The 25,531-nt window shown below is 47.6% G+C and carries 22 protein-coding genes and 1 pseudogene; 13 read left to right on the top strand and 10 right to left on the bottom strand.

What is annotated here, in order from left to right:
- Nucleotides 1–8 precede the first annotated feature (8 nt).
- The 5 genes and pseudogenes from THICY_RS08070 (at nt 9) to THICY_RS08050 (ending at nt 5,650) form a co-directional block, all read left to right on the top strand.
- Nucleotides 9–1,835: pseudogene (locus THICY_RS08070) on the top strand (acyltransferase family protein).
- Between the two features lie 193 nt (nt 1,836–2,028).
- Entirely contained in the window at nt 2,029–3,129 is a 1,101-nt protein-coding gene (trmA, locus tag THICY_RS08065; RefSeq protein WP_013836119.1) for a tRNA (uridine(54)-C5)-methyltransferase TrmA, read from the top strand.
- A gap of 81 nt (nt 3,130–3,210) precedes the next feature.
- On the top strand, nt 3,211–3,978 hold the full coding sequence (locus THICY_RS08060) for a tRNA 2-thiocytidine(32) synthetase TtcA (protein ID WP_013836118.1): 768 nt from the start codon (nt 3,211–3,213) through the stop codon (nt 3,976–3,978).
- The gene (locus THICY_RS08055) at nt 3,971–4,879 is read left to right on the top strand and encodes a lysophospholipid acyltransferase family protein (RefSeq protein ID WP_013836117.1); all 909 of its coding nucleotides are present in this window, start codon (nt 3,971–3,973) and stop codon (nt 4,877–4,879) included. Before THICY_RS08060 ends, THICY_RS08055 begins: the two co-directional genes overlap by 8 nt.
- A gap of 105 nt (nt 4,880–4,984) precedes the next feature.
- Nucleotides 4,985–5,650: a hypothetical protein gene (locus THICY_RS08050; RefSeq protein ID WP_013836116.1), complete on the top strand. Its 666-nt coding sequence runs from the start codon at nt 4,985–4,987 to the stop codon at nt 5,648–5,650.
- Between the two features lie 70 nt (nt 5,651–5,720).
- On the opposite strand, the gene polA is transcribed toward THICY_RS08050, so the two are convergent.
- The gene (gene polA, locus THICY_RS08045; RefSeq protein ID WP_013836115.1) at nt 5,721–8,528 is read right to left on the bottom strand and encodes a DNA polymerase I; all 2,808 of its coding nucleotides are present in this window, start codon (nt 8,526–8,528) and stop codon (nt 5,721–5,723) included.
- A gap of 81 nt (nt 8,529–8,609) precedes the next feature.
- Nucleotides 8,610–9,359, bottom strand: coding sequence for a tRNA (guanosine(46)-N7)-methyltransferase TrmB (trmB, locus tag THICY_RS08040; protein WP_013836114.1), 750 nt, complete (start codon nt 9,357–9,359; stop codon nt 8,610–8,612).
- Between the two features lie 75 nt (nt 9,360–9,434).
- Here trmB and mutY point away from each other — a divergent pair, with 75 nt between their 5' ends.
- Together mutY and THICY_RS08030 are read left to right on the top strand one after the other, a co-directional pair.
- On the top strand, nt 9,435–10,541 hold the full coding sequence (gene mutY, locus THICY_RS08035) for an A/G-specific adenine glycosylase (RefSeq protein ID WP_013836113.1): 1,107 nt from the start codon (nt 9,435–9,437) through the stop codon (nt 10,539–10,541).
- 24 nt (nt 10,542–10,565) lie between these two features.
- Complete coding sequence (locus THICY_RS08030; RefSeq protein ID WP_006460141.1) at nt 10,566–10,835, top strand: oxidative damage protection protein; 270 nt, start codon at nt 10,566–10,568, stop codon at nt 10,833–10,835.
- A 67-nt stretch (nt 10,836–10,902) separates the two neighbouring features.
- On the opposite strand, the gene hemE is transcribed toward THICY_RS08030, so the two are convergent.
- From hemE to trxA, 4 genes are all read right to left on the bottom strand, one after another.
- A complete protein-coding gene (gene hemE / locus THICY_RS08025; RefSeq protein ID WP_013836112.1) occupies nt 10,903–11,964 on the bottom strand; it encodes a uroporphyrinogen decarboxylase in 1,062 nt (353 codons plus the stop codon).
- A gap of 192 nt (nt 11,965–12,156) precedes the next feature.
- Nucleotides 12,157–12,408 carry a type B 50S ribosomal protein L31 gene (locus THICY_RS08020; RefSeq protein ID WP_006460144.1) on the bottom strand — a complete coding sequence of 84 codons (252 nt, stop codon included), beginning with the start codon at nt 12,406–12,408 and terminating at the stop codon, nt 12,157–12,159.
- Between the two features lie 89 nt (nt 12,409–12,497).
- Nucleotides 12,498–13,754, bottom strand: a complete 1,257-nt coding sequence (rho, locus tag THICY_RS08015; protein WP_013836111.1) for a transcription termination factor Rho — start codon at nt 13,752–13,754, stop codon at nt 12,498–12,500.
- Between the two features lie 112 nt (nt 13,755–13,866).
- Nucleotides 13,867–14,193, bottom strand: a complete 327-nt coding sequence (trxA, locus tag THICY_RS08010) for a thioredoxin TrxA (RefSeq protein WP_013836110.1) — start codon at nt 14,191–14,193, stop codon at nt 13,867–13,869.
- Between the two features lie 301 nt (nt 14,194–14,494).
- Between trxA and uvrD the strand changes: the two genes are divergently transcribed.
- The 4 genes from uvrD (at nt 14,495) to THICY_RS07990 (ending at nt 20,581) form a co-directional block, all read left to right on the top strand.
- Nucleotides 14,495–16,675, top strand: a complete 2,181-nt coding sequence (gene uvrD, locus THICY_RS08005) for a DNA helicase II (protein ID WP_013836109.1) — start codon at nt 14,495–14,497, stop codon at nt 16,673–16,675.
- A gap of 79 nt (nt 16,676–16,754) precedes the next feature.
- Nucleotides 16,755–17,537: an HAD-IIB family hydrolase gene (locus THICY_RS08000; protein WP_013836108.1), complete on the top strand. Its 783-nt coding sequence runs from the start codon at nt 16,755–16,757 to the stop codon at nt 17,535–17,537.
- Entirely contained in the window at nt 17,534–18,745 is a 1,212-nt protein-coding gene (locus THICY_RS07995) for a glycosyltransferase family protein (protein WP_013836107.1), read from the top strand. Before THICY_RS08000 ends, THICY_RS07995 begins: the two co-directional genes overlap by 4 nt.
- Before the next feature lie 15 nt (nt 18,746–18,760).
- On the top strand, nt 18,761–20,581 hold the full coding sequence (locus tag THICY_RS07990) for a sugar phosphorylase (RefSeq protein WP_013836106.1): 1,821 nt from the start codon (nt 18,761–18,763) through the stop codon (nt 20,579–20,581).
- Nucleotides 20,582–20,613: 32 nt separating this feature from the next.
- On the opposite strand, the gene THICY_RS07985 is transcribed toward THICY_RS07990, so the two are convergent.
- Nucleotides 20,614–21,747, bottom strand: coding sequence for a glycerate kinase (locus THICY_RS07985; RefSeq protein ID WP_013836105.1), 1,134 nt, complete (start codon nt 21,745–21,747; stop codon nt 20,614–20,616).
- Between the two features lie 55 nt (nt 21,748–21,802).
- Entirely contained in the window at nt 21,803–22,489 is a 687-nt protein-coding gene (locus THICY_RS07980; RefSeq protein WP_013836104.1) for a ComF family protein, read from the bottom strand.
- Between the two features lie 58 nt (nt 22,490–22,547).
- Between THICY_RS07980 and bioB the strand changes: the two genes are divergently transcribed.
- Together bioB and bioF are read left to right on the top strand one after the other, a co-directional pair.
- Nucleotides 22,548–23,552 (top strand): biotin synthase BioB, encoded by a 1,005-nt coding sequence (gene bioB, locus THICY_RS07975; protein WP_041435865.1) that lies wholly within the window; start codon nt 22,548–22,550, stop codon nt 23,550–23,552.
- A gap of 20 nt (nt 23,553–23,572) precedes the next feature.
- Nucleotides 23,573–24,730 (top strand): 8-amino-7-oxononanoate synthase, encoded by a 1,158-nt coding sequence (bioF, locus tag THICY_RS07970; RefSeq protein WP_013836102.1) that lies wholly within the window; start codon nt 23,573–23,575, stop codon nt 24,728–24,730.
- Here bioF and THICY_RS07965 read toward each other — a convergent pair.
- Together THICY_RS07965 and THICY_RS07960 are read right to left on the bottom strand one after the other, a co-directional pair.
- Nucleotides 24,717–25,211: a DsrE family protein gene (locus THICY_RS07965; protein WP_013836101.1), complete on the bottom strand. Its 495-nt coding sequence runs from the start codon at nt 25,209–25,211 to the stop codon at nt 24,717–24,719. The genes bioF and THICY_RS07965 overlap by 14 nt on opposite strands.
- A gap of 107 nt (nt 25,212–25,318) precedes the next feature.
- Complete coding sequence (locus THICY_RS07960) at nt 25,319–25,528, bottom strand: cold-shock protein (protein WP_006460156.1); 210 nt, start codon at nt 25,526–25,528, stop codon at nt 25,319–25,321.
- Nucleotides 25,529–25,531 lie beyond the last annotated feature (3 nt).

Below are 25,531 nucleotides of genomic sequence, written 5' to 3'. Positions count from 1 at the left end.
GTTTTTTAATGACCGCGATTATTGTTAAAGGCTTAGAGCGCAATAACTTTTCGATTTGGAAGTTTTATATGGCGCGTGCGCGACGCATTTTGCCGGCATTGATGTTGGTGATTGCGGTGTTACTGGTTTTAGGTTGGTTTTTCTTGCCCGCGCCGGATTATCAAACTTTGGGTGCACAGTCGGCTTATTCGCTGTCGTTTTTATCTAATATTCATTTCTGGCGTTCAACCGGTTATTTTGATGCTGCCGCGCATGAAAAGTGGTTGTTGCATACTTGGTCGTTAGCGGTGGAAGCCCAGTTTTATTTGTTGTTCCCCATCTTTTTAATCATTCTATGGAAAATTAAACCGCAGCTTAAAACCCTGTTTTGGGGGTTGGGTTTGGTGTTTGTCGCTTCACTGGTTTTGAGTATAGTCGCAAGTGAATGGAAACCAACGGCCGCGTTTTATTTATTACCGACACGCGGCTGGGAACTCGCCGCCGGTGGCTTAGCATTTTTAATTGGCCGCGAAATGTTCAGTTTACAAAAATACAGCAAACCGCTGTTATGGAGTGGATTTGGATTATGGGCAATAGCGATGTTATTGCTCGATAGCACTTATGCGTGGCCAAGCGGTTGGGCGCTCTTGCCGGTGCTGGGCACGGTATTGATTATTCTCGCCAATCAAACCCAAGGAACACAAGCTAAATTAACGGTGAATCCGCTCGCGCAATGGCTTGGCGACCGTTCGTATTCGTTGTATTTATGGCACTGGCTGTTGGTGGTGGCGTTGTATTTTGCGGGATTACAAAACGATTGGCTGTGGGTCAGTGGCGCGATTGCTTTGAGTTTGGTTTTAGCGCACTTATTTTACCATCTAGTCGAAGTGCCAACCCGATCTTATCTATCGGCATCCAGCCTCCGCAAAGAAATCTTCGCCATCGCCTTGGCAGGCCTGGTAATCGGCTTAGCAGCGGTAAGCGTCAGAGTGCTTACCTTTGAAAACCGCTTGCCACCAGCGGTTGAATTAGCCGCAGCGGCGGCAAATAATAAAGATCCAAGGCGCAAAGAGTGTTTTGAATCTGCAGCAGGCAATAGTTCACCGGGATGTGTTTATGGAGAAGGTGCTGTTGGCGCAATTTTGTTGGGAGATAGTCATGCTGCTTCAGCTATTACAGCAGCAGAAACGTCAGCATCGAATTACAAAAATTCTGTACTTTTTTATGGACTAAGTGGTTGTGCAACTATACGTGGAATCAAAAGAACTAACGATGAAGGTCGTTGCTATTCGTTCAATAACTGGTTGCTTGATGATCTTATCCCAAACAAAAACTCTGTTCCTCCTTTAGTGTTAATAAGCCGAACAAGTGTATATACAAAATGGCACAACGAACAATAGCCTGAGCCCATTGCATATTTTGACAAGCCTTTTACTGAATTAGAAAACCCTATCTACTGGTCTAGGTTTCAAGATGCGTATAAAAAGACTGCATGTGAGCTTCAAAAAATTAATCAGGTGTATTTGGTCAGACCAGTACCCGAATTGGGTGTTCATGTTCCAAACCAACTAGCTAGAAATTTGATGTTTAGCCGCGGCAATGACGACATCAAAATCACGCTTGAGGAATATGACCAGCGCCATAAATTGGTATGGGAAGCACAAGACCAAGCGGTAGAACAATGCGGGGTAAAAATCCTCGATCCATTGCCGTATTTGTGTGACGATCAATATTGCTATGGCTCCCGCAACGGTCGCCCGCTTTACTATGACGATGACCACCTCAGCGAATACGGCAATAAATATCTCCTGCCGATGTTTGAGCAGGTGTTCCGCGATCAGTTGGCAAAAGACTAGGCGCAAATTCAAACCAAGCCGACAATTCCAAAGCATTTCACAACCAGGCCTGGTTGTTTTGTTATCAAAGTCGATTGAGTTAATTGATGACAGGCAGTTTGGAGTCTAAATCAAGGTGTAAAGGTGAGATGTTAGGCTTTGTTCGCCAGGCGCGATATAATGCCCGCCAAGTTTTTAGTAAGAGGGTGGTGGCATGCTGTGTCAGGTTTTTCCGCAACAATATCAACAACAGTTGGCCGATAAACAGCAGCGTTTGCTTGATTTGGTGCCTAGTATAGCGGACTCGTTGCAGGTTTACGCGTCACCCCCCAAACATTATCGTCAACGCGCAGAGTTTCGGATTTGGCATACGCCGGAGCGTTTGTTTTATGCGATGTTCGACTCAGCCAATCCAAAACAGCCGATAGAAATTACATCCTGCCCGATGGCATGTGAAGCAATTGATCAGTTGATGCAACCGCTGTTGGCGGCAATCAGTGACAGTGACACGCTCAAAAACGGTCTGTTTGAAATCGATTTCTTAGCGACCTTGAGTGGCGAAATGCTGGTTACGCTCATTTATCGAAAAAAAATCGATGAGCAGGTCTGGTCCTTAGCTGCTCAAAAATTGCGCGAAACCTTGCCGATTAATCACCTGATAGGTCGTAGCCGCAAACAAAAAATTCTACTAGATCAGGATTTTGTTATTGAGCGTTTAGCGACCGATAACCAGGCCTGGTTATTCCAACAAATCGAAAACAGTTTTACCCAGCCGAATGCTGAAATGGCGCAAAATATGCTCGCATGGGCGCGCGAACAAAGTCGTCAAATTGTGGCGCAGCAGCCGAGTGATTTGTTAGAGCTCTATTGTGGTAATGGCCATTTTTCGATTGCCTTAGCCGATATTTATTCAAGCGTGTTGGCCACTGAAATTTCCAAAACCTCGGTGAAATCGGCCCAGTTCAACCTGGCTCAAAACGCCATTGCTAATGTAACGGTGGTTAAAATGGCAGCGGAGGAAGTGGCGCAGGCGCTTGCGGGGAAAGCGTTTAATCGCATGGCCGATGTCGATTTAAATCGCTACAACTTCAAAACTATTTTTGTTGATCCACCGCGCTCAGGGCTTGATGATCTGACTCGAGGGATGGCGACATACCACGATAACATTTTATATATTTCCTGCAACCCAGAAACGCTTGCGCATGATCTAGACACCTTGTTAACCACTCATGACCTTGTCTCGGCCGCGCTGTTTGATCAATTTCCCTATAGTCATCATATTGAGTCTGGCGTCTGGTTAAGACGCAAGGCGTAGGTGTATATCCGTCATTATTTAAAATGAGATTTTTGTTAGTGGCTTGTTTATACTGTTGTTCTTTTCACGTTAATGTGTGTTATGAAAATCAAACCTCCTAAAAAAATCCTCCAATCGGTTGGGCGCGCTATCGCGCAATACAAAATGTTGCGCGACGGTGATCGCGTACTGTTAGGCTTATCCGGTGGCAAAGACTCCCTGGCGCTGTTGATGGTGTTAAAACATTTGCAACGCCATGCCCCGATTAAATTTGAGTTAGCAGCCTGTACCATTGACCCAGAAATACCCGGCTTTGACCCATCACCACTGAAGGCTTTTTTGGCCGATCTTGACGTGCCGTATTTTTATGAATCGGAAGATTTGGTTGCGCTGGCTAATCAATATATGAAAGGCGATTCATTTTGTAGTTTTTGTTCACGGCATAAGCGCGGCAAGCTTTACACCGTCTGTCGTCGTGAGGGCTATAACGTGTTGGCCCTAGCACAGCATCTCGACGATTTGACTGAAAGCTTTGTGATGTCGGCGTTTAATGCCGGTCAGTTGCGCACCATGAAAGCGCACTATCTTAATAACGAAAAAGACATTCGCATAATTCGTCCGTTTGTGCGGGTGCGCGAAAATCAAACCCGTGATTTTGCGGCATCAGCAGGCCTGCCGGTGATTCCGGATAACTGTCCCGCGTGTTTTGCCAAGCCGCAAGCCCGTCAGCATTTTAAAGACCTTTTGCTGGCAGAAGAACAACGTAATAAACACCTCTATGCGAATTTATGGACGGCCATGCAACCCCTTATTGGTGATGACAATCATGCGGGTTTAGCAGGCCTGGTCACGGAGGATGTTGATGAGTAAAACGCTGGCTTCGAGTGACCGTCATCCTATTGCAGGCGTATTGTTTAAAGGTTTAATTTGGGGCTTTTCTAAATTGCCTTTGGGATTGAATCGTCGATTGGGGCAGGGGTTAGGCTGGTTGCTGTGGCGTCTGCCTAATAAGGCTAAACGCATTACCTTGATCAATTTGGCTATTGCCTATCCTCAACACGACCAGGCCTGGCGTGATCAAATGGCCAAGCAAAGTTTGGTCGAGTTAGGCAAAACCGTTACGGAATTAGGGCCTTTATGGCTCTGGCCAAAAGAGAAATTATTACCCTTGGTAAAAGAGGTGCGTGGTTTAGAGCAACTCGAAGCAGGTCTGGCAAAGCAACGAGGCGTGATCGTGTTGTCGCCGCATTTGGGCGCTTGGGAATTGATGGGCTGGTATTGGTCGGTTAAATATGGCATTACCAGTTTGTATCGGCCGCCGCGGATGGCGTCTATTGAAACTTTTATGCGTGCCGTGCGTGAGCGGGGTGGTGCCGATCTTGTACCCACAGATATGAGCGGTGTAAAGGCTTTGCGACGCGCACTTAAAGACCAGCAAATGGTTGGCATTCTTCCCGACCAGGATCCTGGTGCCAGTGGCGGTGTGATTGCGCCATTTTTTGCGCAGCCAGCGAATACCATGTTGTTAGTGGCTAAATTAGCGCAAAAGGCACAGTGTCCGGTTTTTTATACCTTTACGGAGCGCTTAGCCGGTGCTGATGGCTACCGTGTTCACGTGATTCCAGCGACTGATTTAGTTAGCAGTACCGATGATATTGAGGCAGCAGCAGCATTAAATAAAGGGGTTGAGCAAGCTCTGAGCTTATGTCCAGCGCAATATCAATGGTCTTATAAGCGCTTCAAAAACGTACCCGGTCAAAAAATATATTGATATGGCTATAAGCTTTTATAAAACTTCCTTGATTTAGACATAGTCTTTTGTCTAGCTTAAATTAACATCTGCTAGTGAAGTTTATTTTTAATCGGGAGTTTAGCAATGCATAAGTCAATTTTAAGTGGTGTGTTATTCGGTTTAATGGGAATGAGCTCAATGGTTGTTTATGCAGAAGCAAAAAAACCTTTGACGGCAGGTGAAGCCCAAACAATTCGTATCATGGCTGGCGCTACTATCGGTCAAGTTTTGCAGGGCGCTATGAATGTAAATAATCTGGGCATTATCAGTAATCGTTCTCGTATTTGTGGAACCCTAGTAGGCGGTATTGGTGGTGGTTATTTAACCAAAAAAGGTGATGCTAATTTAGTTTTTGAGTCTGTTGCAACAGACGAAGACGCTAAAATTGCTGTTGCACGAATTATGGATCAAGAGGCCGTTTTTCTAGCGTTTGGCGGTGAATTCCTGCGTGATGATAATGTTGAAATACTTGAGCAAACTTTAGTTGCACTTGCTGATGCGAATTACCAAGGCACTGTTGTGTTTCATGCGACCACCTGGGCACAACAGCAGCCGCAGGATATTTTGAAAAATAACGCTAAGGTTGCGAGTTATTTAGCGAGTGCAAAATTAGCTGCGATTACTCTTGATATTCCTAATTCGCAAGCAGCATTACAAAAGGTGACCGTAACAGGAACAGACGTTAAGCTTGAAGAAATGGGTCGTGTAGATTTACGTGATGACTTAGTAGCTCTTTTCCGTCGTGCTTAATCGCGCTTTGAGAATTTAACAATCATAAAACAACGGCCCTAGTCGCTTTAAAACCTCTAGAGGTCGTTTCTTAATGCGCCTGGTCCCAGTTATCGCCCTGACCGATTTCCACAATCAGCGGCACATTCAGCGGCATGGCGCTTTCCATCAGGCGTTTGATTTCAGGTTTGATCTGTTCCAGCTGTTCAGTTTTGACTTCAAACACCAATTCATCGTGTACCTGCATCAGCATCCGAATATCTAAGTCACTTTGTTCAATCCAGCGATCAAGCCCTATCATCGCTTTTTTAATAATATCCGCTGCCGTGCCTTGCATCGGCGCATTAATTGCGGTGCGTTCGGCATGTTGTTTGCGTGGGCCACGGGCTTTAATATCAGGCAGATAAAAACGTCGCCCAGCGAGGGTTTCGACATAACCGTAGTATTCGGCATCGGCCTTGGTGGTGTTCATATAGGCTTTTACACCCGGATAGCGATCAAAATAACGGTCGATATAGGCTTGTGCCAAGCCTCGGTCAATTCCCAGTTGGTTGGCCAAGCCAAATGCCGACATGCCATAAATTAAGCCAAAGTTCACTGCTTTGGCGCTGCGGCGTTGTTCGCTGGTCACCTCGTTCAACGGCATATCAAAAATCTCAGCTGCGGTCGCTTGGTGAATATCCTTGCCTTCGGCAAAGGCTTGCACTAGGCCTGGATCTTCGCTTAAATGCGCCATAATCCGCAACTCAATTTGCGAGTAGTCGGCGGCGAGGAGTTGATAGCCCGACCTGGCGATAAAGGCTTGACGAATACGACGACCTTCGGCGGTACGAATCGGTATATTTTGCAGATTCGGCTCGGTTGACGACAAGCGTCCGGTCGAGGCCACCGCTTGTTGGTAAGAGGTGTGCACCCGTCCGGTTTGCAGGTTGATTTGCTTGGGCAAGGCATCAGTATAAGTGGACTTGAGTTTGGCCAAACTGCGATGCTGGGTAATCACCTTCGGCAGTTCGTGGCCTTGTTCTGCTAGTTCCGCCAAAACCGGTTCAGCGGTAGAGGGCACGCCTTTCGGGGTTTTTTTTATCACCGGCAGTCCGAGTTGTTCAAACAGAATCTCTTGCAGTTGCTTGGGTGAGCCGAGGTTAAATTCTTGCCCCGCAATGCGATAGGCCTCGTTTTCCAGCGTGGTGATTTTTTTGGCCAATTCGCCGCTTTGAATCTTCAGCAGATCCTTGTCGATTAACATGCCGTGGCGTTCCATTTTCGCCAGCACCGGCATCAGTGGCATTTCAATCTCGTTTAAAACCTGCGCGAGATCGGCTTTTTCGGTCAGTTGTGGATACAGGGTTTGATGGAGTTGCAGGGTTATATCCGCATCTTCTGCGGCATAGGGCGCAGCCTGTGCAAGGTCAATCTGGTTAAAGGTTTTTTGCGCCTTACCTTTGCCGGCAATGTCTTCAAAGGTAATCGTGGTTTTATTGAGGTAATGCTGTGCTAGATCGTCCATATTATGCCGAGTCGCAACCGAGTTCAGCACATAGGATTCCAGCATGGTATCAAACGCCATTCCGCGTAATTGAATGCCGTGGTTGGCCAACACGTGCCAATCGTATTTCAGGTTTTGACCGACTTTCTGCGGTTGTTCGGATTCCAACAGCGGTTTCAGATTGGCGAGGGTGGTTTCAAAATCCAGTTGGGTCGGAGCGCCGTCATAGTCATGTTTCAGCGGTAAATACGCCGCTTCCACCAGGCCTGTTGCTGACTCGACCGCAAAACTCAATCCGACCAACTGCGCGTGCAGGGGTTCAAGTGAGGTGGTTTCGGTGTCCAGCGCAAACAGTTCGGCTTGCTGAAGCTTGGTCAGCCAGGTGTCAAACTGCGCTTGGGTCAAAATGGTTTCGTAATCGGCTGAGTTGATTTGCAAGGCGGCTTGTTCGTCACTCACCAGACCTTGTTGAGCGCTTTCTTGGGTGCTGCTCGTCGTGTTTTTGGCGGCCGGTTTGGCGTGGTGGTTTTGTTGGCGACTAAACGGCAACTGCCCGTCTTCTAACTGTTTTAGCCAGTTTTTAAACTCATATTCCGCAAGCAGGGTTTTTAGCGCGTCGATATCTGGTGCTTGGCGGGTTAAATCCGGCAGATTAATCGGCAAATCGCAATCAGTGCGAATGGTGGTCAACTGACGCGACAAGGCTAAATGCGGAATATGCTCACGCAGGGTGTCACCAATTTTTCCTTTGATCTCATTCGCATGCGCGATCAGATTATCCATGGTGTCGTAAGCGGTCAGCCACTTTACCGCGGTTTTTGGCCCACATTTTGGAATCCCTGGAATATTGTCGGAGGTGTCGCCCATCAGCGCCAGATAATCAATAATTTGATCAGGTCGAATGCCGAATTTTTCCACCACCTTGTCGGGTGTCATTAGCGTATCGGTCATGGTATTAATCAAGGTGATATGTTCATTCACCAGTTGCGCCATGTCTTTATCGCCGGTCGAAATCAATGCATCCTTTTTGGCCTGGGTTGCTTGCACAGCCAGCGTACCGATCACATCGTCCGCCTCCACGCCCTCTATCACCAGCAGCGGCAACCCCAGTGCTTTGACAATCTCATGAATCGGCGCAATTTGCACCCGCAATTCATCCGGCATCGGTGGGCGATGGGCCTTGTAGTCAGCGTATAAATCATTGCGAAAGGTTTTACCCTTGGCATCAAACACCACCGCGATCTGTTCCGGCTGATAGGTTTCCAACAGCTTGCCAATCATATTGGTCACACCATAAATCGCACCGGTCGGATGGCCTTCGCGATTGGTCAAAGGCGGCATCGCATGAAAGGCGCGGAATAAATACGACGAACCATCAACAAGAATAATTGGAGCAGAATCGGTGTGCGTCATAAGAAACCCTTTTCAACATACAAAACTTAATTAATAGCCTAATGTTTGATGAGCATCAGGCTCTGACTGGGATTCGGCAAACTATTGTTTATTAAATATCAAATCCCATACGCCATGCCCTAAACGATGGCCGCGCTGTTCGAATTTGGTGAGTGGGCGATAGGCGGGGCGTGGGGTAAATTGACCGTCACCGGCGGCATTGCGATAATCGGGCGCGGCGCTCATGACTTCCATCATGTGCAACGCATAATCTTCCCAGTCGGTGGCCATGTGAAATTCGCCGCCTATTTTCAGATGTTGCGCCAGTTTGGCGGCAAATTCAGGTTGTACAATGCGGCGTTTTTTATGACGCGCTTTGTGCCAAGGATCGGGGAAAAACAAGTACACGCCCGCCAGACTGTTCAGCGGAATGCGTTTTTCCAACACGTCAATCGCGTCGTGATTAAAAATTCGAATATTGGTTAATCCCTGTTCTTCAATCAGTTTGCATAACGCGCCGACGCCGGGACGATGGACTTCAATACCAATGTAGTTGCGATCAGGGTTATCCGCTGCCATTTGCGCCAAGCTCGTACCCATCCCAAAACCGATTTCGACATAGGTGTCGGCATCACGACCAAACAAAGCCATTAAATCCAAGCTCGCCCCTGCCGGTTCTAAGCCATACACTGGCCAAAGGCGTTCTAATGCGCCTTGTTGCGCTTTGGACATGCGGCCTTGGCGCAGTACAAAGCTTTTAATCCGTCGCGCTAAACCGGTTGGCTCGCCTTGGTTTGAGGTGTTTAATGCTTCAGTAGAAAGGTTGGGGGTCTGGGCAGAATGTTCAGTCATGTTACGCTTCTTTAGCAGCCATTGAAAAGTTTGATAGTATAACCGACTTAGGAAAGCTTGTCCTTGGAGGGTAGAGTGAGTTTTGTTGCGCCTTTATTAGCCTGGTTTGATGACCATGGTCGTCATGATTTGCCGTGGCACCAGCCACGCACCGCTTATCATGTTTGGGTGTCAGAAATTATGCTGCAACAAACTCAGGTGCAAACCGTTATTCCTTATTATCAACGGTTTATGCAGCGTTTTCCTGATGTGGCCAGTTTGGCGGCGGCAAGTCAAGATGAGGTTTTAGCGCACTGGTCGGGTTTAGGCTACTATGCTCGCGGTCGCAATTTGCACCAGGCGGCACAGCAGATTATCAATCAGCATGATGGCAAGTTTCCGCAAGATTTTGCGGCGATTTTAGCCTTGCCTGGGGTCGGGCGGTCAACTGCAGGCGCGATTCTAGCCCAGGCTTTTAATCAGCCCTATGCTATTTTAGATGGCAATGTTAAACGAGTATTAGCGCGTTATTTTGCGATTGCGGGTTGGCCCGGCACTACAGGGGTTCAACAGCAGTTATGGCAACAGGCCGAGCAACTTTTAAGCGAGGTACCAACACATCGATTGGCAGACTATACCCAAGCGCAAATGGACTTAGGTGCTACGCTTTGTACACGCTCCAAGCCGCGCTGCCAGCAGTGCCCGGTACAAGCGACTTGCCAGGCCTGGCAAACCGTTCAAGTGGCTAGCTTGCCGAGTACGAAACCTAAAAAAACGCGACCTACCAAGCAGACCTGCTGTTGGCTTCTGCGTAATAAACAAGGCCAGTTATGGTTGCAACCTCGGCCTGGGCAAGGGATTTGGGGTGGTTTGTATAGTTTGCCTGAAACGCCTTTGGCTGACCCAGAGGAACTTAATCTTGCGATGTTTGAGTCAGCGGTTGAGTCTTTGGTAGAATGGCCTAGTCTTAAACATAGCTTTAGTCATTATCATTTGATGATGTATCCAGTAGAAGTGATGCTAGACGTGACGCTGGGTGATTCGATAGCAATCCAAAAGGATCAGGTCTGTGAAGGGGTGCCTAATTATGCGGCAGCACTGGATGCAACAGGCAGTTGGTTTAACCTACCGGATGCCTTAGAACTGGGTTTACCCGCGCCCATTAGACAGTTGATTGAACAGCTACAAGCACGCGAAGCGTAAAGAATTTAATGAAGGGGAGTAACCATGGCTAGACGAGTACAGTGTGTCAAGTTGAAGCAAGAGATGGATGGTTTGGATTTTGCACCATTTCCAGGTGAGTTGGGCCAGAAGGTGTTTGATAATGTATCCAAAGAAGCCTGGAAGCAATGGTTGGGTCAGCAGACGATTTTGATTAACGAGTATCGTTTATCGAGTTTAGATCCGAAAGCGCGCAGCTTTTTACAGGAAGAAATGCAGAAGTTTTTATTTAGCGATCAAGAGGTTGAATTACCAAAAGAATTTAATCCGGTTTGAGCGTGTTGTATAGCTAGGTAGGTCTGGTGGTTAACCAGACCTACCTAGACCTGCCAGCGGATTAAGCTTAATGGTAGGCAGGACTTAAAGCCACCACGGCTTCAATGAAGGCACGAGCATGTTCTGGATCGACTTCTGGATGAATGCCGTGTCCCAAATTAAACACATGACCAGAGCCGTGACCGTATTGAGATAAAATACTGGCGACTTCTTCACGAATACGTGCTGGGCTGGCATAAAGCATACTTGGATCCATATTGCCTTGCAGGGCGACGCGATCACCAACGCGACGACGCGCCTCACTAATATCGGTGGTCCAATCTAATCCGAGCGCATCAGCACCAGTATCAGCTAGGGCTTCCAACCACTGGCCGCCACCTTTGGTAAACAAAATCACCGGAATTTTCTGACCGTTATGTTCACGCTTTAAGCCATCAACAATCTTCGCCATATAGTTAAGTGAAAATTCTTTGTAATCGCGTGGTGTTAATACGCCACCCCAGGTATCGAATACTTGCACCGCTTGAGCGCCGGCTTCAATTTGGGCATTAAGGTAGGCAATGACGGAATCCGCCAACACATCTAAGATATGATGAAGGGTAGCGGGTTGATCATACATCATGGCCTTGACAATCGAGAAGGTTTTGCTTGATCCGCCTTCTACCATATAGGTGGCGAGTGTCCACGGACTACCTGAAAATCCAATTAAGGGTACACGGCCATTGAGTGCCTTGCGAATCGTGCTGACCGCATTCATCACATAACCTAAATCGGAACCCATGTCAGGTACATAGAGTTTTTTGGCATCCGCCATCGAGCGCACGGGTTTGTCAAAAATCGGACCTTCGCCTTGTGCAAAACGTAAGCCTAAGCCCATCGCATCAGGAATTGTGAGAATGTCGGAGAACAAAATAGCGGCGTCCAGCGGGAAACGCTCTAGCGGCTGCAGGGTGACTTCGCAAGCCAATTCAGCATTACGGCATAAATCCATAAACGACCCTGCTTGGGCACGGGTTGCGCGATATTCTGGCAAATAACGTCCAGCCTGACGCATCATCCATACAGGTGTGCGATCTACTGGTTGACGAAGCAGGGCGCGAAGAAAACGATCATTTTGCAATCCAGACATTGGGGCTGCCTTTATAAAAATTCAAAAGCAATATTCTAGCTTTATTTCAATCCACTGTCACGGTAAGACTGCGCGATAGCGGTTAAGCTTGTGCTCAGCTAATCGGTTATTGAAAACAAGATTGTGTGGTGAAAATAAAAAAACCGGCAGGCTAAAAATAGCACGGCCGGTTTTTTTAAGATAAAGATTCGCTTAGCGACGAAGTGAACCGTATTTTTGACGGAACTTCTCAACGCGACCTTCGGTGTCAACCAAAGTTTGCTTGCCAGTGTAGAATGGGTGCGAAGCACTTGAAACTTCTACACGAACTAAAGGGTAATCTTTACCGTCTAGGGTGATAGTATCACCAGAAGTTTTAATGGTAGAACGTGTTTTAAACGTCTCACCGGTTGAAATGTCTTGGAAGACCACTTCGTTGTATTCTGGATGAATGTCTGCTTTCATAGTGACGGTCCAAATTAAAATGTGGATAAAAATTTTGAAGACGTGATTCTAACAGAAAGATTTGTTATTTCAAGCCTTCAAAGCGTTTTTTAACGTTTCATGGATGTAAAGAGTTGCGCATTGGTTTTGCTGACCTTCATTTGGTCAATCAACGTTTCAATGGCTTCAATTTCATTCATGGTATGTAAGAAGCGACGCAGAATCCAAATGTTCTGCAACTCTTCAGGTGTGGTTAGCAATTCTTCTTTACGTGTGCCAGATTTGGTCAGATTAATGGCAGGGAAGGTACGTTTCTCAGCAATCGCACGTGATAAGTGCAATTCCATGTTACCGGTACCTTTAAATTCCTCAAAGATGACCTCATCCATTTTAGAACCGGTATCTACCAACGCGGTAGCAATGATCGTCAGTGAACCGCCTTCTTCAATATTACGTGCCGCACCAAAGAAACGCTTTGGACGGTGTAGCGCATTGGCATCTACACCACCGGTTAAGATTTTACCTGATGCCGGCACCACGGTGTTGTAGGCACGTGCTAAACGAGTAATCGAGTCAAGTAAAATGACCACGTCGGTTTTGTGTTCCACTAGGCGTTTGGCCTTTTCAATGACCATTTCTGCTACTTGCACATGGCGAGTGGCAGGTTCGTCAAAGGTTGAAGCAATCACCTCACCCTTAACGGTGCGCTGCATTTCGGTGACCTCTTCTGGGCGCTCGTCAATGAGTAGCACAATCAAATAACATTCTGGATGGTTTTCCGCAATTGATTGCGCCAGGCTTTGTAATATTACCGTTTTACCTGATTTAGGCGGTGCGACAATCAAGCCGCGCTGACCCTTACCAATCGGCGAAGCTAGATCAATGATACGAGGAGTGATGTCTTCGGTGCTACCGTTACCAATTTCCATTTTGAGGCGTTGCTCAGCATGGAGCGGGGTTAGGTTTTCGAAGGCGATTTTTTTACGAGCAACATCTGGGTCTTCGAAATTGATTCTATCAACTTTTAGTAAAGCAAAGTAACGTTCGCCCTCTTTTGGTGGGCGAATTTTGCCTTGAACAGTATCGCCTGTGCGTAAACCGAATCGACGGATTTGAGAGGGTGATACATAGAGGTCATCGGGACCGGCAAGGTAAGAGCCATCACCGGAGCGCAAGAAACCGAAGCCGTCGGGCAAAATTTCAAGAACGCCTTCGCCAAAAATGTCTTCGCCCTTTTGAGCGTGACCCTTAAGAATGGCAAAAATAATGTCTTGTTTACGTTGACGAGCTAGGTTATCAAGCCCCATGTCGTTGGCCATATCAAGTAGCGATGCGGCAGAAAGTTTTTTTAGATCTGTTAGATTCATAATCAGTTGGTATCACATATAAGTGTTGGAATAAGGTGAGTCAAAAGGAATTAAGCGTTGTGAGCTGAGGCTAAATAAAAAAAGGGCCTTTGGGGCCCAAATAACGTGTGTATTACAAATTGTTATCTAAGAAGGTGCAAAGCTGCGATTTAGAAAGCGCGCCAACCTGAGTCGCATCTACTTCACCATTCTTAAATAACATAAGTGTTGGAATGCCACGAACACCATATTGCGGTGGTGTTGATGGGTTTTCATCAATATTTAATTTAACCACTTTAACTTTGCCCGCATATTCGGTAGCAATGTCGTCAAGAATAGGGGCAATCATTTTACATGGGCCACACCATTCTGCCCAAAAGTCAACAAGTACAGGTAAGCTTGAATTTAATACTTCCGCTTCAAAATTGGCATCTGAGGTTACAAAAATTTTGTCACTCATAAGGTAACTCCTTATTATTATTTTATTTGGGTACGACTACCCTAAATATTTGTAATATTTAAGGGAATTAGAGGCGTTCGTACGGAATATGGCAGATTGCTTAAATTAAAAATTTCTTTGTAAGCATATTAACTTAAGCGGGGGATCTGTATAGTCTAAAACTAAGAGAGCATTTTTACACCAAAGGGTTTAATGTTGCAAGCTTTATCATAAAAAAAAACTTATAAACAGGGTTTTTTCACTTTTGGTTCAAATTCGCCTAGCATAGTAGCGAATTTAGTCGGTTGAGTAGAGATAGAATATGGATGTAAATTATATTTTGGATGGTTTAAATGATGCGCAGCGCCAAGCGGTCACACTAGAAACAGGCCATGGCTTGGTGTTGGCTGGTGCCGGTTCGGGAAAAACCCGTGTATTGGTGCATCGAATTGCCTGGGTGGTCGAAGTGCTAGGCGCCAGCCCCTACAATGTGTTGGCGGTGACGTTTACCAATAAAGCCGCACGCGAAATGCGCGGACGCATGGAAGCACTGATGGGGCCGGCGGCTAAAAGTGTCACCATGGGCACTTTTCATGGTATTGCTTATCAGCTCCTACGCCAGCACTATCAAGCAGCAGGCCTGCCGCAAGCCTTTCAGATTTTAGATAGTGACGATCAAAAGCGGATGGTTAAACGCTTATTAAAAGCCATGAATCTTGATGAAACCCAGTGGCCAGTCAAGCAGGTGGTCGGATTTATTAATAGTGAAAAAGAAGAGGGACGACGTGCTAAACACGTTGATGCGGGTCATAACCCCTATTTAAAAACCCTGGTAGCGGTTTATGAATCTTATGAACAACAGTGCCAACAAGCAGGCCTGGTTGATTTTGCCGAATTGTTATTGCGTGCGCACGAACTTTGGTTGCGCTCCCCCGAGGTGTTGGCCTTTTATCAACAGCGTTATCAGCACATTTTGGTGGATGAGTTTCAAGATACCAATAGTTTGCAATATGCTTGGTTGCGTGTGCTTGCTGGTGGTCGCGGGCGTTTGTTTGTCGTAGGTGATGATGATCAGTCGATTTACGGCTGGCGGGGTGCCAAGGTCGAAAATATCCGCTTATTTGAGCAGCAGTTTGCCGAGGTGGCCTTGGTGCGCCTTGAGCAAAACTATCGGTCGACTAATCGCATTTTGCTGGCCGCCAATCATTTAATTTCACACAACACCGAGCGGATGGGCAAAAATCTGTGGAGTGACGGCGAGCCGGGTGAGCCGATACTCATCTATGAGGCTTTTAATGATTTGGATGAGTGTCAATATGTTATTGAGCAAATCCAGGGCTGGTTGCGTGAGGGTGGTACACGGGAACAGGTTGCCATTTTGTATCGCTCTAATTCGCAATCGCGGGTGTTTGAACAGGGTTTACTGCAAGCGGAGATGCCCTATCGTATTTATGGTGGTTTGCGCTTTTATGACCGTGCTGAAATTAAAGATGTGTTGGCCTATTTACGCTTGATTATGAACTCGGCGGATGATGCCGCTTTTGAGCGAGTTTACAATCTGCCAACTCGTGGCTTGGGTGATAAAACCATGCAACAGGTGCGTGATTTGGCGCGTGACCAGGCCTGCTCAATGTGGCAAGCGAGTGAGTTACTGCTTAACCAAGGTGGATTAGCTGCAAGAGCTAAAGGTGCGTTGCAAGGCTTTTTGAATTTAATTACCGAGTTGGCAAGCTTGCAACCGAGTTTGGCTTTAGCGGATTTTGTATTGCAGGTGATGCAGGATTCGGGGTTACAGGCACATTACGAAAAAGATCGCTCCGAGCAAGGTCAATCCAAATTAGAAAACTTAGACGAGCTGGTTAACGCGGCGGCGAGTTTTGAAAAACGCCAAGATCTGCAGGCGGATACCGATAACGACAATAGTCTGCTCAATTTCTTAGCGCAAGCGACCTTGGAAGCAGGCGATAATCAAGCAAGTGCTGGGGAGTCGGCTATTCAGTTGATGACGTTGCACGCTGCAAAAGGCTTGGAATTTCCCTTAGTCTTTATGGTGGGTATGGAGGAAGGGCTGTTTCCGTCACAGTCGTCACAAGACGATCCTTCGCGCCTTGAGGAAGAGCGGCGGTTGGCTTATGTGGGCATTACCCGGGCGGAGCAACGTTTGTTTATGTGTGCTGCGCAACGCCGTCGGTTACATGGCAATGAGATTTACAGCCAGCCATCGCGATTTTTGCGTGAGTTACCCGAAGATGCGGTGAACTGGGTGCGCATGTCTGGGCGCGTGCAACCCACTCGTGCTTGGGGTAATGAAGCCTCGACACAAAACGCCGCCACGAATGAGACGGGGTTATCTTTAGGCCAAGCTGTATTCCATCAAAAGTTTGGTCAGGGGGTGGTAATGGCCACGGAAGGCAGTGGCGATCATACCCGTATTCAAGTGTCGTTTAAGCATGCCGGTGTAAAGTGGTTGGTGATGGCCTATGCGAATTTAACTCCCGCCTAGTCGATATCTGTGTGATTTGGTGATCCCGAAAAAGTATGATTTAATAAAAATAACTTATTACTAAGCGCGGGGGATCACCATGATTGATTGGTTGATCACGACGGATCTAGACGGTACGCTGCTCAATCATCATACGTATGATGTCTCGGGAATTGCCGAGATTATTGAGCGCCTGCAAAGCCAGCATATTCCCGTTATCCTGAATTCCTCAAAAACTCTGGCTGAGCTGTCTGCTTGGCGCCATCAATTAAATTTATCCTCACCGGTTATTGCTGAAAATGGCGGCGTTGTCGCACATCATGCCACGACTTGTTACGGCGCCTTGTTGACAGATTTTTTACCGAAATTACACCATTGGCGTGACCAACAGGAGGAGGCTAGCTTTGTGGGTTTTAGCGATTGGTCAGTGGCCGAGGTGGCGAAAGCAACTGGGTTGTCTGTGGAGGAAGCCCGTCTAGCCAAAACTCGCTGGGTAACGGAACCGATTCAGTGGTTGGGCACTGAGGCGCTGTTGAAACAATTTCAAACTTTTATTGCCTCACTGGGGTTGCAATGTGTGGCCGGTGGTCGATTTTATCATCTGATGGGACACCATTCGAAGTCGACAGCATTACAGCACTTACTGGCCGACCCACACAGCGGGTTGCCAACCGCAACTTATAAAGTTTTAGCCCTAGGTGATGGTGAAAACGACCGAGCCATGTTGATGGCGGCTGATGTGGCGGTGGTGATGCCCAAGCCAGACGGTTCTTATCTCAAACTTGCGACCAGGCCTGGTTATGAGGTCATTTATAGTCCACTGGCAGCACCTAACGGTTGGATTCAGGCAGTTATTCAGCGTATTTTTCAGGAGGCAATATGAGCGATTTTTTTCAAAATGGCACGGTAACCACGTTTCATAATTTAACCCAGCGTTCGGTTGAAGCATTAGAAAAAGACTTGATGCAGTTTAGCCAGTCGCGTCCAATGACATTAATTTTGCCCTCGTTATTCAGTGAGTTATCTGGCGCCGCCTTGAGCAAAATTGTTGATGAGCTGGCGCAAGTGCCTTATTTGACCGAAATTGTGATTGGCCTAGACCGTGCCAATCAGCAAGAGTTTGATTTTGCCAAACGGTTTTTTGCTCGCTTACCGCAAGCCCATAAGATTTTGTGGAACGATGGCCCCAACATCCAAGGCGTAATGCAACCTTTAGTCGATTTGGGTTTAGCACCGCAGGAGCCAGGTAAAGGCAAAAACGTTTGGGGTTGTTTTGGTTATGTGTTGGCCTCGCAGCGGGCGCAAGTTGTCGCGTTGCATGATTGCGATGTTATTACCTATGAGCGTGAGATGTTGGCGCGCTTATTCTACCCTGTGGCGCACCCAACCTTTAACTTCGTGTTTTCAAAGGGCTACTATGCGCGTCATGCCGATGGCAAGCTTAATGGTCGGGTGGCGCGTTTATTGGTCACACCCTTATTACGCGCTTTGGAAACCGTGTTAGGGCCAGATGACTTATTAGCCTATTTGGATTCCTTTCGATATCCCTTAGCCGGTGAGTTTGCGCTTGAAGTGAATGCCTTGCGTGATGTTCGTATTCCAAGCGACTGGGGACTGGAAATTGGGATATTGGCGGAAATTCGGCGTAATTTTTCGAATCGTCGCGTTTGTCAGGTAGAGATTGCGGATCGCTATGATCATAAACATCAACAGGTTTCGTTTGATGATGCCAACGGTGGCTTATCGCGGATGAGTCAGGACATTGCAAAATCCTTGTACCGTAAATTAGCGACCAGCGGACATCAGTTTTCACGGGCGACCTTGCGCTCGATTCGTGCGGTCTATCATCGAACCGCGTTGGACCAGTTAGAATCCTATGCCTTTGATGCTGAAATGAACGGTCTGACACTTGATCGTCATGAGGAAGAGCGCGTGGTGGAACTGTTTGCGGACAATATTATTAGCGCCGGTGATGCGTTTATTGCGATGGTCGATGAGCAGCCTTTTGTGCCTAACTGGAACCGGGTAATTAGTGCCCGACCGAGTATTTTGCAAGAGTTGCGTGAAGCCGTTGAACGAGATAATAGCTAACGTTTGGAGTGAAATATGTCAAGCTTAGACCCCCATTTAGCCCAAATACTGGCCCGTTTGCAGCGATTGTATCCAATGGAGCAAGCTCATGCGTGTTTTGAGCAGCTTTGTAATGCCATGCAAACGTCGCGGAGTCGATTAGCCACGTCAGATAACTCGGAGCAAGTGCAACAGTCATCACCGAGCTGGTCGCAGCAGGATGTCGTGCTGATTAGTTATGGCGACAGCATTTACGATGCCAGCGCGGGGATGCCACTGCAGGTATTAGATGCGTTTTTGCAAAAGCATGTACAGGATGCGATTAGTCACGTGCATCTGCTGCCCTTCTTTCCCTATAGTTCCGATGATGGGTTTTCCGTGATTGATTATTTGCAAGTCGATCCCGATTTGGGTGACTGGGCGGATATCGCCGCTTTGCATAAACGCTATAAATTGATGTTTGATTATGTGCTGAATCATGTATCGCGGGAAAGCTTATGGTTTACTGACTTCAAAGCAAATGTAGCGCCGTTTAATCAGTTTTTTATTGAGGTAGACCCAAGTACCGATGTGTCGATGGTCGTGCGGCCACGCAATACCCCGTTGCTAGTGCCAGCTTATACTCATGCTGGGCGCAAATGGGTTTGGGCTACCTTTAGTGCCGACCAAATCGATCTCAACTTTGAGAATCCGGCGGTGTTGCTTAAGATGCTGGAGGTGTTACTGTTTTATATTGAGCAGGGTGCGGAAATCGTTCGTTTGGATGCGGTGGCGTTTTTATGGAAAGTATTGGGTACTCCGTCGATTCATCTGCCACAAACCCATGAGGTGGTAAAGATGATTCGTGATGTGATGGCCTGGGTGAGCCCAAATAGTTTGGTACTGACTGAAACGAATGTGCCGCATCAAGAAAATGTTTCGTATTTTGGGGCCGGGGATGAAGCGCATCTAGTCTATCAGTTCAGCCTGGCTCCATTGGTGTTGCACGCGCTGTATCGTGGGGATGGCAACTATCTGACGGCTTGGGCGCAGGATTTAGCCGCGCCCCCGCCAGGCTGTAATTATTTAAACTTTACCGCATCGCATGACGGTATCGGTTTGCGTCCCGTCGAAGGTTTATTGCCAGAACGTGAAATCGAAGACCTTATTGCCGGTATGCATCGGCAAGGCGGCTATGTGTCAATGCGCAGTCGTCCAGATGGCACTCAGTCACCCTATGAAATTAATATTTCATTATTTAGCGCATTTCGAGAAACCTGTCATGGCTTAGGGCCAGATCAATGGCAAGTTGACCGTTTTATTTGTTCTCAGTTGATTATGTTGAGTTTGCAAGGGATACCTGCGCTCTATATTCATAGCTTGCTGGCCACGGTGAATGATCAAGAGGGTGTTGAGCGCACGGGGCGCACGCGTTCGATTAATCGACGCAAATGGGAGCGACCTTATCTGGAGGCGTTATTGGCGCGTGAGCATTCGCCAAATGCCAAGGTTTTAAAGCGCTTAGTCGCGGTTTTAAAACGACGTAAAAAACATCGCGCCTTTCATCCGGACACTAGACAGCAGGTGCTTGATTTAGGGCCGGCATTTTTTGCGCTATGGCGAGGTTTGGAGGAGCTGAAGTTTCCTCTGTTGGCGGTGTTTAACTTAACCAATGACTTTCAGAATTTTGATTTAGTTCATCAGCTAGCCGATTTACCTATGGTTGCATCGCAAAATGATCAGTGGGTGAATTTATTGGATCAACAGACCTATGATACCGCCGAGAATCAACTGTTAATGGCGCCTTATCAAGTGCTCTGGTTGATGCCAGCGCAGATTGATGATGTGAATCCGCTTTGGGCGATGCAGACGGATTAGTGGGGTGATTACCAGCAGATTAGCGAGCCGATTCAGCCGCGATAGAAAAGTTTGAGCGCTGAGTAGAGGCGTTGTTCTAGCCAAGCCGGTGCATTGTCTAGCGCATGAGTTTCCGTAACCAGGCCTGGTACTAAGCTAAAAATAGCTAAAAACTCATTGAGCTCATGGGGCGCAACGGCTAATTGACCACAGAGTGCGAGGGTAGGAACTTGGTGCTGTTGAGCTAATTGCGCGACTCGCATTGGGAGTTTGCCATGGCGTGTCTGGGCATCAAGCTTACCTTCGCCGGTAATCACTAGGTCTATTGGCTGATTCGGTTGCTCAAATAACTGTTTAAATTCGGTTGCTTCGGCCAAAAGATCAAAACCATTCTGAGTCTGTGCGCCGAGTATGCCAATAAATCCACCCGCCATGCCGCCAGCCGCACCCGCTCCAGGTTGGGTTAATATCGCACGACTAAATTGCTGTTTCACCAAATCCGCAAAGTGGGCTAGTCCGTTTTCTAAGATGGTAAATTGTTCCGGTTGTAGCCCCTTTTGTGGGCCATAGACGGCCGTTGCGCCTTGTGGTCCTGTCAGCGGGTTAGTGACATCGCAGGCTATTAGCCATTCTATCTTTTGTAAGTGGGGTGGAATCTCTCCAATGCTGGCTAAATGCTGTAGTGCGCCACCACCTTGTGAAATCGCTCGTCCCTGTTTATCTAAACAGGGAATCCCTAACGCCTGCAAAGCGCCAACGCCGCCGTCGTTGGTGGCACTGCCGCCAAGTCCTAAAATAATCCGCTGAGCGCCTCGTTCAATGGCCGCTTTGATAATTAAGCCAGCGCCATAACTACTGGTGTGCAGTGGGTTGCGTTCGTTAGGCGCTAATCTGGGCAGACCAGATGCTTGGGCCATTTCAACAATGGCGGTTTGGGTGCTCGCCTGCCAAGCATAGTGCGCAGTGACGTTTCGACCCAGAGGATCTTGTGTTTCAACCGACTGGCTTTGTGCCAAGCCGGCATAGCAGAAGGCATCAACAAAACCTTCACCCCCATCTGAGAGTGGTCGAGAAATGACCGCGACTTCCGGCCAATGTTGCTGAATTAATTGTTGGCTGATGCGGCAAAAATCGACGGCAGATAACGAGCCTTTAAAGCTATCGGGTGCAATTAAGATGCGCGGCATAGGGGAACTCTCTGACTAATCTTTTTTATCATACTAGCATAGCTAACTTGATGATTTAACGTGTTTTTGCCAAAGCCCAGGCATGAATTTCTAAGCGAGGATGGTGTTTTTTAAGCTGTTGGGCGGCGGCCTGCAGGGTAGCTCCGGTGGTAATGACATCATCAATAAGGGCGATGCGCTGGAGCTTAAGCAGTTCGGCTTGCTGATTGGGTTTGATAGCAAAGGCATTGACGAGATTTTGTTGGCGCTGGCTGCGGTTGAGTAAGGTTTGACTCGAGGTGGCTTGTTGGCGAACGAGACCGCTGTAGATTGGAATCTGGAGGTTTTTACTTAAAACACGAGCGATTTCATAGGCTTGGTTATAGCCACGTTGAGTGAGTCGGCGCGGGTGTAATGGAATGGGTACGAGTGCATCGACCGGCTCTAGTCTGAGTTGTTGTTGCATCAGTGTGGCAAATAGTCGGCTTAAGTGCAGTTGTTCCATGTATTTAAACTGGTGTACCAGTTTGCGAAGCTCACCCCGAAAAGCAAAAGCAACTTGGGTGTAATTGATTAATCGAGGCGTTGTATTTTGGCATTGAGCGCAGATTTTGCCTTGTGGACTTAGCGCCGCACAGCAGGGGCAAGCGTCACCATAGCGTTGCCACTGTTGAATAAATCTAGGGTCGAGGTCAAGCCTATCCGTTGGTGCGCTAGTTACAACACAACAGGGCGGAAATAACCATTTCTCTAGCCAATGCATCGGCATCTCCATGTGCTTGGGCTATAATAAGCCTTTATTTTTAGGTTTAGGTGTCGCTATGCAGCAAGTTGATTCGCTACGTCATGATTGGTCGGTCGCTGAAATTCGGGCCATTATGGCGCAACCTTTTCATGATCTTATGTTTCAGGCTCACGGTATTCATCGTAAGTATTTTAACCCATCTGAGGTTCAGGTGAGTACGTTGGTTAACATAAAATCAGGCGGTTGTGCTGAGGACTGTGCTTATTGCTCGCAAAGTGCACGTTATGACACCGGCCTAGAAAAGCAAAAAATGCTGGCGGTACAAGAGGTGTTAGACAAAGCCATGCAGGCGAAAGCACAAGGCGCCACGCGTTTGTGTATGGGTGCGGCTTGGCGCAACCCGAATAAAAAAGATTTTCCAGTGGTGCTGGAAATGGTGAAGGTAGTGCGTGATTTGGGCATGGAAACCTGTATGACCCTTGGTATGTTGGATGATGAGCAAGTACAACAGCTAAAAGAAGCAGGCCTGGATTATTACAATCATAATTTGGATACCTCTGAAGCCTATTATCCGCAGGTGATTACCACGCGCTCGTTTCAGGATCGTTTAGATACTATTGATAAAGTGCGTGATGCGGGGATTAATGTCTGCTCTGGTGGCATTATTGGGATGGGTGAAGCCCAGCAGGATCGGGCCGAGTTGCTAAAAACCTTTGCCAATATGAGTCATCATCCAGATTCGGTACCGATTAATCTATTGGTGCCGATTGATGGTACGCCGTTAGCCGAGATGCGGGATAAAACCGATCCGTTTGATTTTATTCGGGTGATTGCGACGGCGCGAATTTTAATGCCTAAGTCGTATGTGCGTTTATCGGCGGGGCGGATGTCGTTGAATGAACAGGCGCAGGCCTGGTGCTTTTTTGCCGGCGCGAATTCAATTTTTTATGGTGATAAGTTGCTGACCACCGATAATCCTGAAGCGGATCACGATCACCAGTTGTTTAAAAAATTGGGAATTAATGTTCATTTGACAGCCAAGGCGGAGATGGCTGTGTCGACTGCGGCTGTGTCTGCTTAGCCTAAGAGGGATAGGTGACGATGACCGGCTCTATCGCACAAAGGTTTGGTCCGCGTTTAGCGGAGCGTCGAGCGCAAGCCTTGTATCGACAGCGGCCTATTGTATCGAGCCCTCAGGGTGTAACGATGGTTGTCAATGGCCAGCCCTATATTAATTTTTGCGCCAATGATTACTTGGGGCTGGCGAGTCATGCAGCGATCAAGCAGGTGTTAGCGGCAGACTCAACAGCGGGATGGGGCTCGGGTGCCGCGCATCTGGTCACTGGGCACCATGAGTATCACCATCAACTTGAGCTGGCGTTGGCCGAATGGTTAGGTGTCGAGCGGGCGTTGCTATTTTCTACCGGTTATATGGCCAATTTGGCGGTTCAACAAACCCTGTTGCAGGCCGGCGACCTAATTGTAGGCGATAAGCTGAATCATGCCTCCTTAATCGATGGGGCGCTGGCATCAGCGGCCGCGTTTAAACGTTACCCTCATTTGGATTATCAGGCTTTGGCGCGGCGGCTGGAACGGGCGGAAGGTCAGTCGATGATTGTGACCGATAGCGTGTTCAGCATGGATGGTGACTTAGCGGATATTGTGGCTTTGGCGAAATTAGCCCATGAGCACCAGGCCTGGTTACTGGTTGATGATGCGCATGCGATGGGTGTATTGGGTGAGCAGGGGCGCGGCAGCTTCAGTTACTTTGGGCTGACCCCTGCGGCGGATCACGTATTGATGGGTACCTTTGGTAAAGCGTTTGGCACCAGTGGTGCGTTTGTAGCCGGGAGTGAGGTGCTTATTGAGAGTTTGATTCAGTTTGCAAGACCGTTTATCTACACCACGGCGATGTCACCATTAAACGCCTTAGCAACGCTGAAAGCCTTAGAGCTTGTAATGGAGGGAGATGATCTTAGAGCCCAGTTGAATGCTAATATTGCCCAATTGCGCAGCGGTTTAAGTGCGCTAGGATTAGATTTGACCGCCTCGCAAAGTGCGATTCAACCGGTGTTGTGTGCGAGTTCCGAACAGGCGTTAGCCTGGAGTGAGCAATTAAAACACCAAGGTTTTTGGGTGGCCGCCATCCGACCACCCACAGTAGCGCAAGCACGTTTACGAATTACGCTCAGTGCCGAACATCATCCTGAGCAGATTGCTCGTTTGATTGAGGCCTTTGCTGATATTACCAAGCAATAAATGCAAAGCCATTGGCTTGTAGCTCCATTAGGGCCGATGCACCCACTTCAACATATTCAGCAAATGGGCGCATATCGTCGTGTTGCCAACCAATAGAGTTCATAGTGTTGCCGCAAGCAATCCAGCGTACGTTATAGTCATTGGCAAAACTTTCAACCCGTTCGTAAATTAAAGGATCGACTTCACGCTGTGGTTCTTTCGCTAACACGTGAATTCCTGGACCGATCACCACCACCGCAATCTCGACATCGTCGTCATACATTCTTAGCATGGCTTGAATAGAATTAAGAATCGATGTTTGATAGTCATTATCTGCCTGATTAAACATATAGACGACTTTGTGCGTGGCGGGGTCGCCCGGGAAGCGGTCTTGCGTTGGGCCTTGGATTTCTGGAACGGGTTTGAGGGTTTGGGCTTGAATCGGCATCGCGAGTCCAAGAAAAATCATCATCGGCAATACAAAACGGGTTAAGCGTGCCATGGAATGCTCCTTCATGTATCTTATATATTTTATGGGTATAAAAAAACCGTGGAGTTGAAAACTTCACGGTTTCGATTGCATTAACACAAGGTTTAGTGCAATTAAATTTACAGCGCGGTAACGTTATCCGCTTGTAAACCTTTATCACTTTCAGTGATGTTGAACGTCACAGCTTGACCTTCAACTAAAGTTCTACGGCCACTACCATTGATTGCGCGGAAATGGACAAATACATCTGGACCATTTTCTTGTGCTAGGAAACCGAAACCTTTTTCATCGTTAAACCATTTAACGGTGCCTGTAACTAAATCTGACATAAC

This window comes from Thiomicrospira cyclica ALM1 (assembly GCF_000214825.1).
GTDB classification, from domain to species: Bacteria; Pseudomonadota; Gammaproteobacteria; order Thiomicrospirales; family Thiomicrospiraceae; genus Thiomicrospira; species Thiomicrospira cyclica.
The sequence above is the reverse complement of the archived record's forward strand: the minus strand, read 5'-3'. Positions and strand labels throughout refer to the sequence as shown.

Coding starts and splice junctions, on each gene's coding strand:
- trmA (WP_013836119.1), top strand. CDS start 2,029: ATGCTGTGTCAGGTTTTTCCGCAACAATATCAACAACAGTTGGCCGAT.
- THICY_RS08060 (WP_013836118.1), top strand. CDS start 3,211: ATGAAAATCAAACCTCCTAAAAAAATCCTCCAATCGGTTGGGCGCGCT.
- THICY_RS08055 (WP_013836117.1), top strand. CDS start 3,971: ATGAGTAAAACGCTGGCTTCGAGTGACCGTCATCCTATTGCAGGCGTA.
- THICY_RS08050 (WP_013836116.1), top strand. CDS start 4,985: ATGCATAAGTCAATTTTAAGTGGTGTGTTATTCGGTTTAATGGGAATG.
- polA (WP_013836115.1), bottom strand. CDS start 8,528: ATGACGCACACCGATTCTGCTCCAATTATTCTTGTTGATGGTTCGTCG.
- trmB (WP_013836114.1), bottom strand. CDS start 9,359: ATGACTGAACATTCTGCCCAGACCCCCAACCTTTCTACTGAAGCATTA.
- THICY_RS08030 (WP_006460141.1), top strand. CDS start 10,566: ATGGCTAGACGAGTACAGTGTGTCAAGTTGAAGCAAGAGATGGATGGT.
- hemE (WP_013836112.1), bottom strand. CDS start 11,964: ATGTCTGGATTGCAAAATGATCGTTTTCTTCGCGCCCTGCTTCGTCAA.
- THICY_RS08020 (WP_006460144.1), bottom strand. CDS start 12,408: ATGAAAGCAGACATTCATCCAGAATACAACGAAGTGGTCTTCCAAGAC.
- rho (WP_013836111.1), bottom strand. CDS start 13,754: ATGAATCTAACAGATCTAAAAAAACTTTCTGCCGCATCGCTACTTGAT.
- trxA (WP_013836110.1), bottom strand. CDS start 14,193: ATGAGTGACAAAATTTTTGTAACCTCAGATGCCAATTTTGAAGCGGAA.
- uvrD (WP_013836109.1), top strand. CDS start 14,495: ATGGATGTAAATTATATTTTGGATGGTTTAAATGATGCGCAGCGCCAA.
- THICY_RS08000 (WP_013836108.1), top strand. CDS start 16,755: ATGATTGATTGGTTGATCACGACGGATCTAGACGGTACGCTGCTCAAT.
- THICY_RS07995 (WP_013836107.1), top strand. CDS start 17,534: ATGAGCGATTTTTTTCAAAATGGCACGGTAACCACGTTTCATAATTTA.
- THICY_RS07990 (WP_013836106.1), top strand. CDS start 18,761: ATGTCAAGCTTAGACCCCCATTTAGCCCAAATACTGGCCCGTTTGCAG.
- THICY_RS07985 (WP_013836105.1), bottom strand. CDS start 21,747: ATGCCGCGCATCTTAATTGCACCCGATAGCTTTAAAGGCTCGTTATCT.
- THICY_RS07980 (WP_013836104.1), bottom strand. CDS start 22,489: ATGCATTGGCTAGAGAAATGGTTATTTCCGCCCTGTTGTGTTGTAACT.
- bioB (WP_041435865.1), top strand. CDS start 22,548: ATGCAGCAAGTTGATTCGCTACGTCATGATTGGTCGGTCGCTGAAATT.
- bioF (WP_013836102.1), top strand. CDS start 23,573: ATGACCGGCTCTATCGCACAAAGGTTTGGTCCGCGTTTAGCGGAGCGT.
- THICY_RS07965 (WP_013836101.1), bottom strand. CDS start 25,211: ATGGCACGCTTAACCCGTTTTGTATTGCCGATGATGATTTTTCTTGGA.
- THICY_RS07960 (WP_006460156.1), bottom strand. CDS start 25,528: ATGTCAGATTTAGTTACAGGCACCGTTAAATGGTTTAACGATGAAAAA.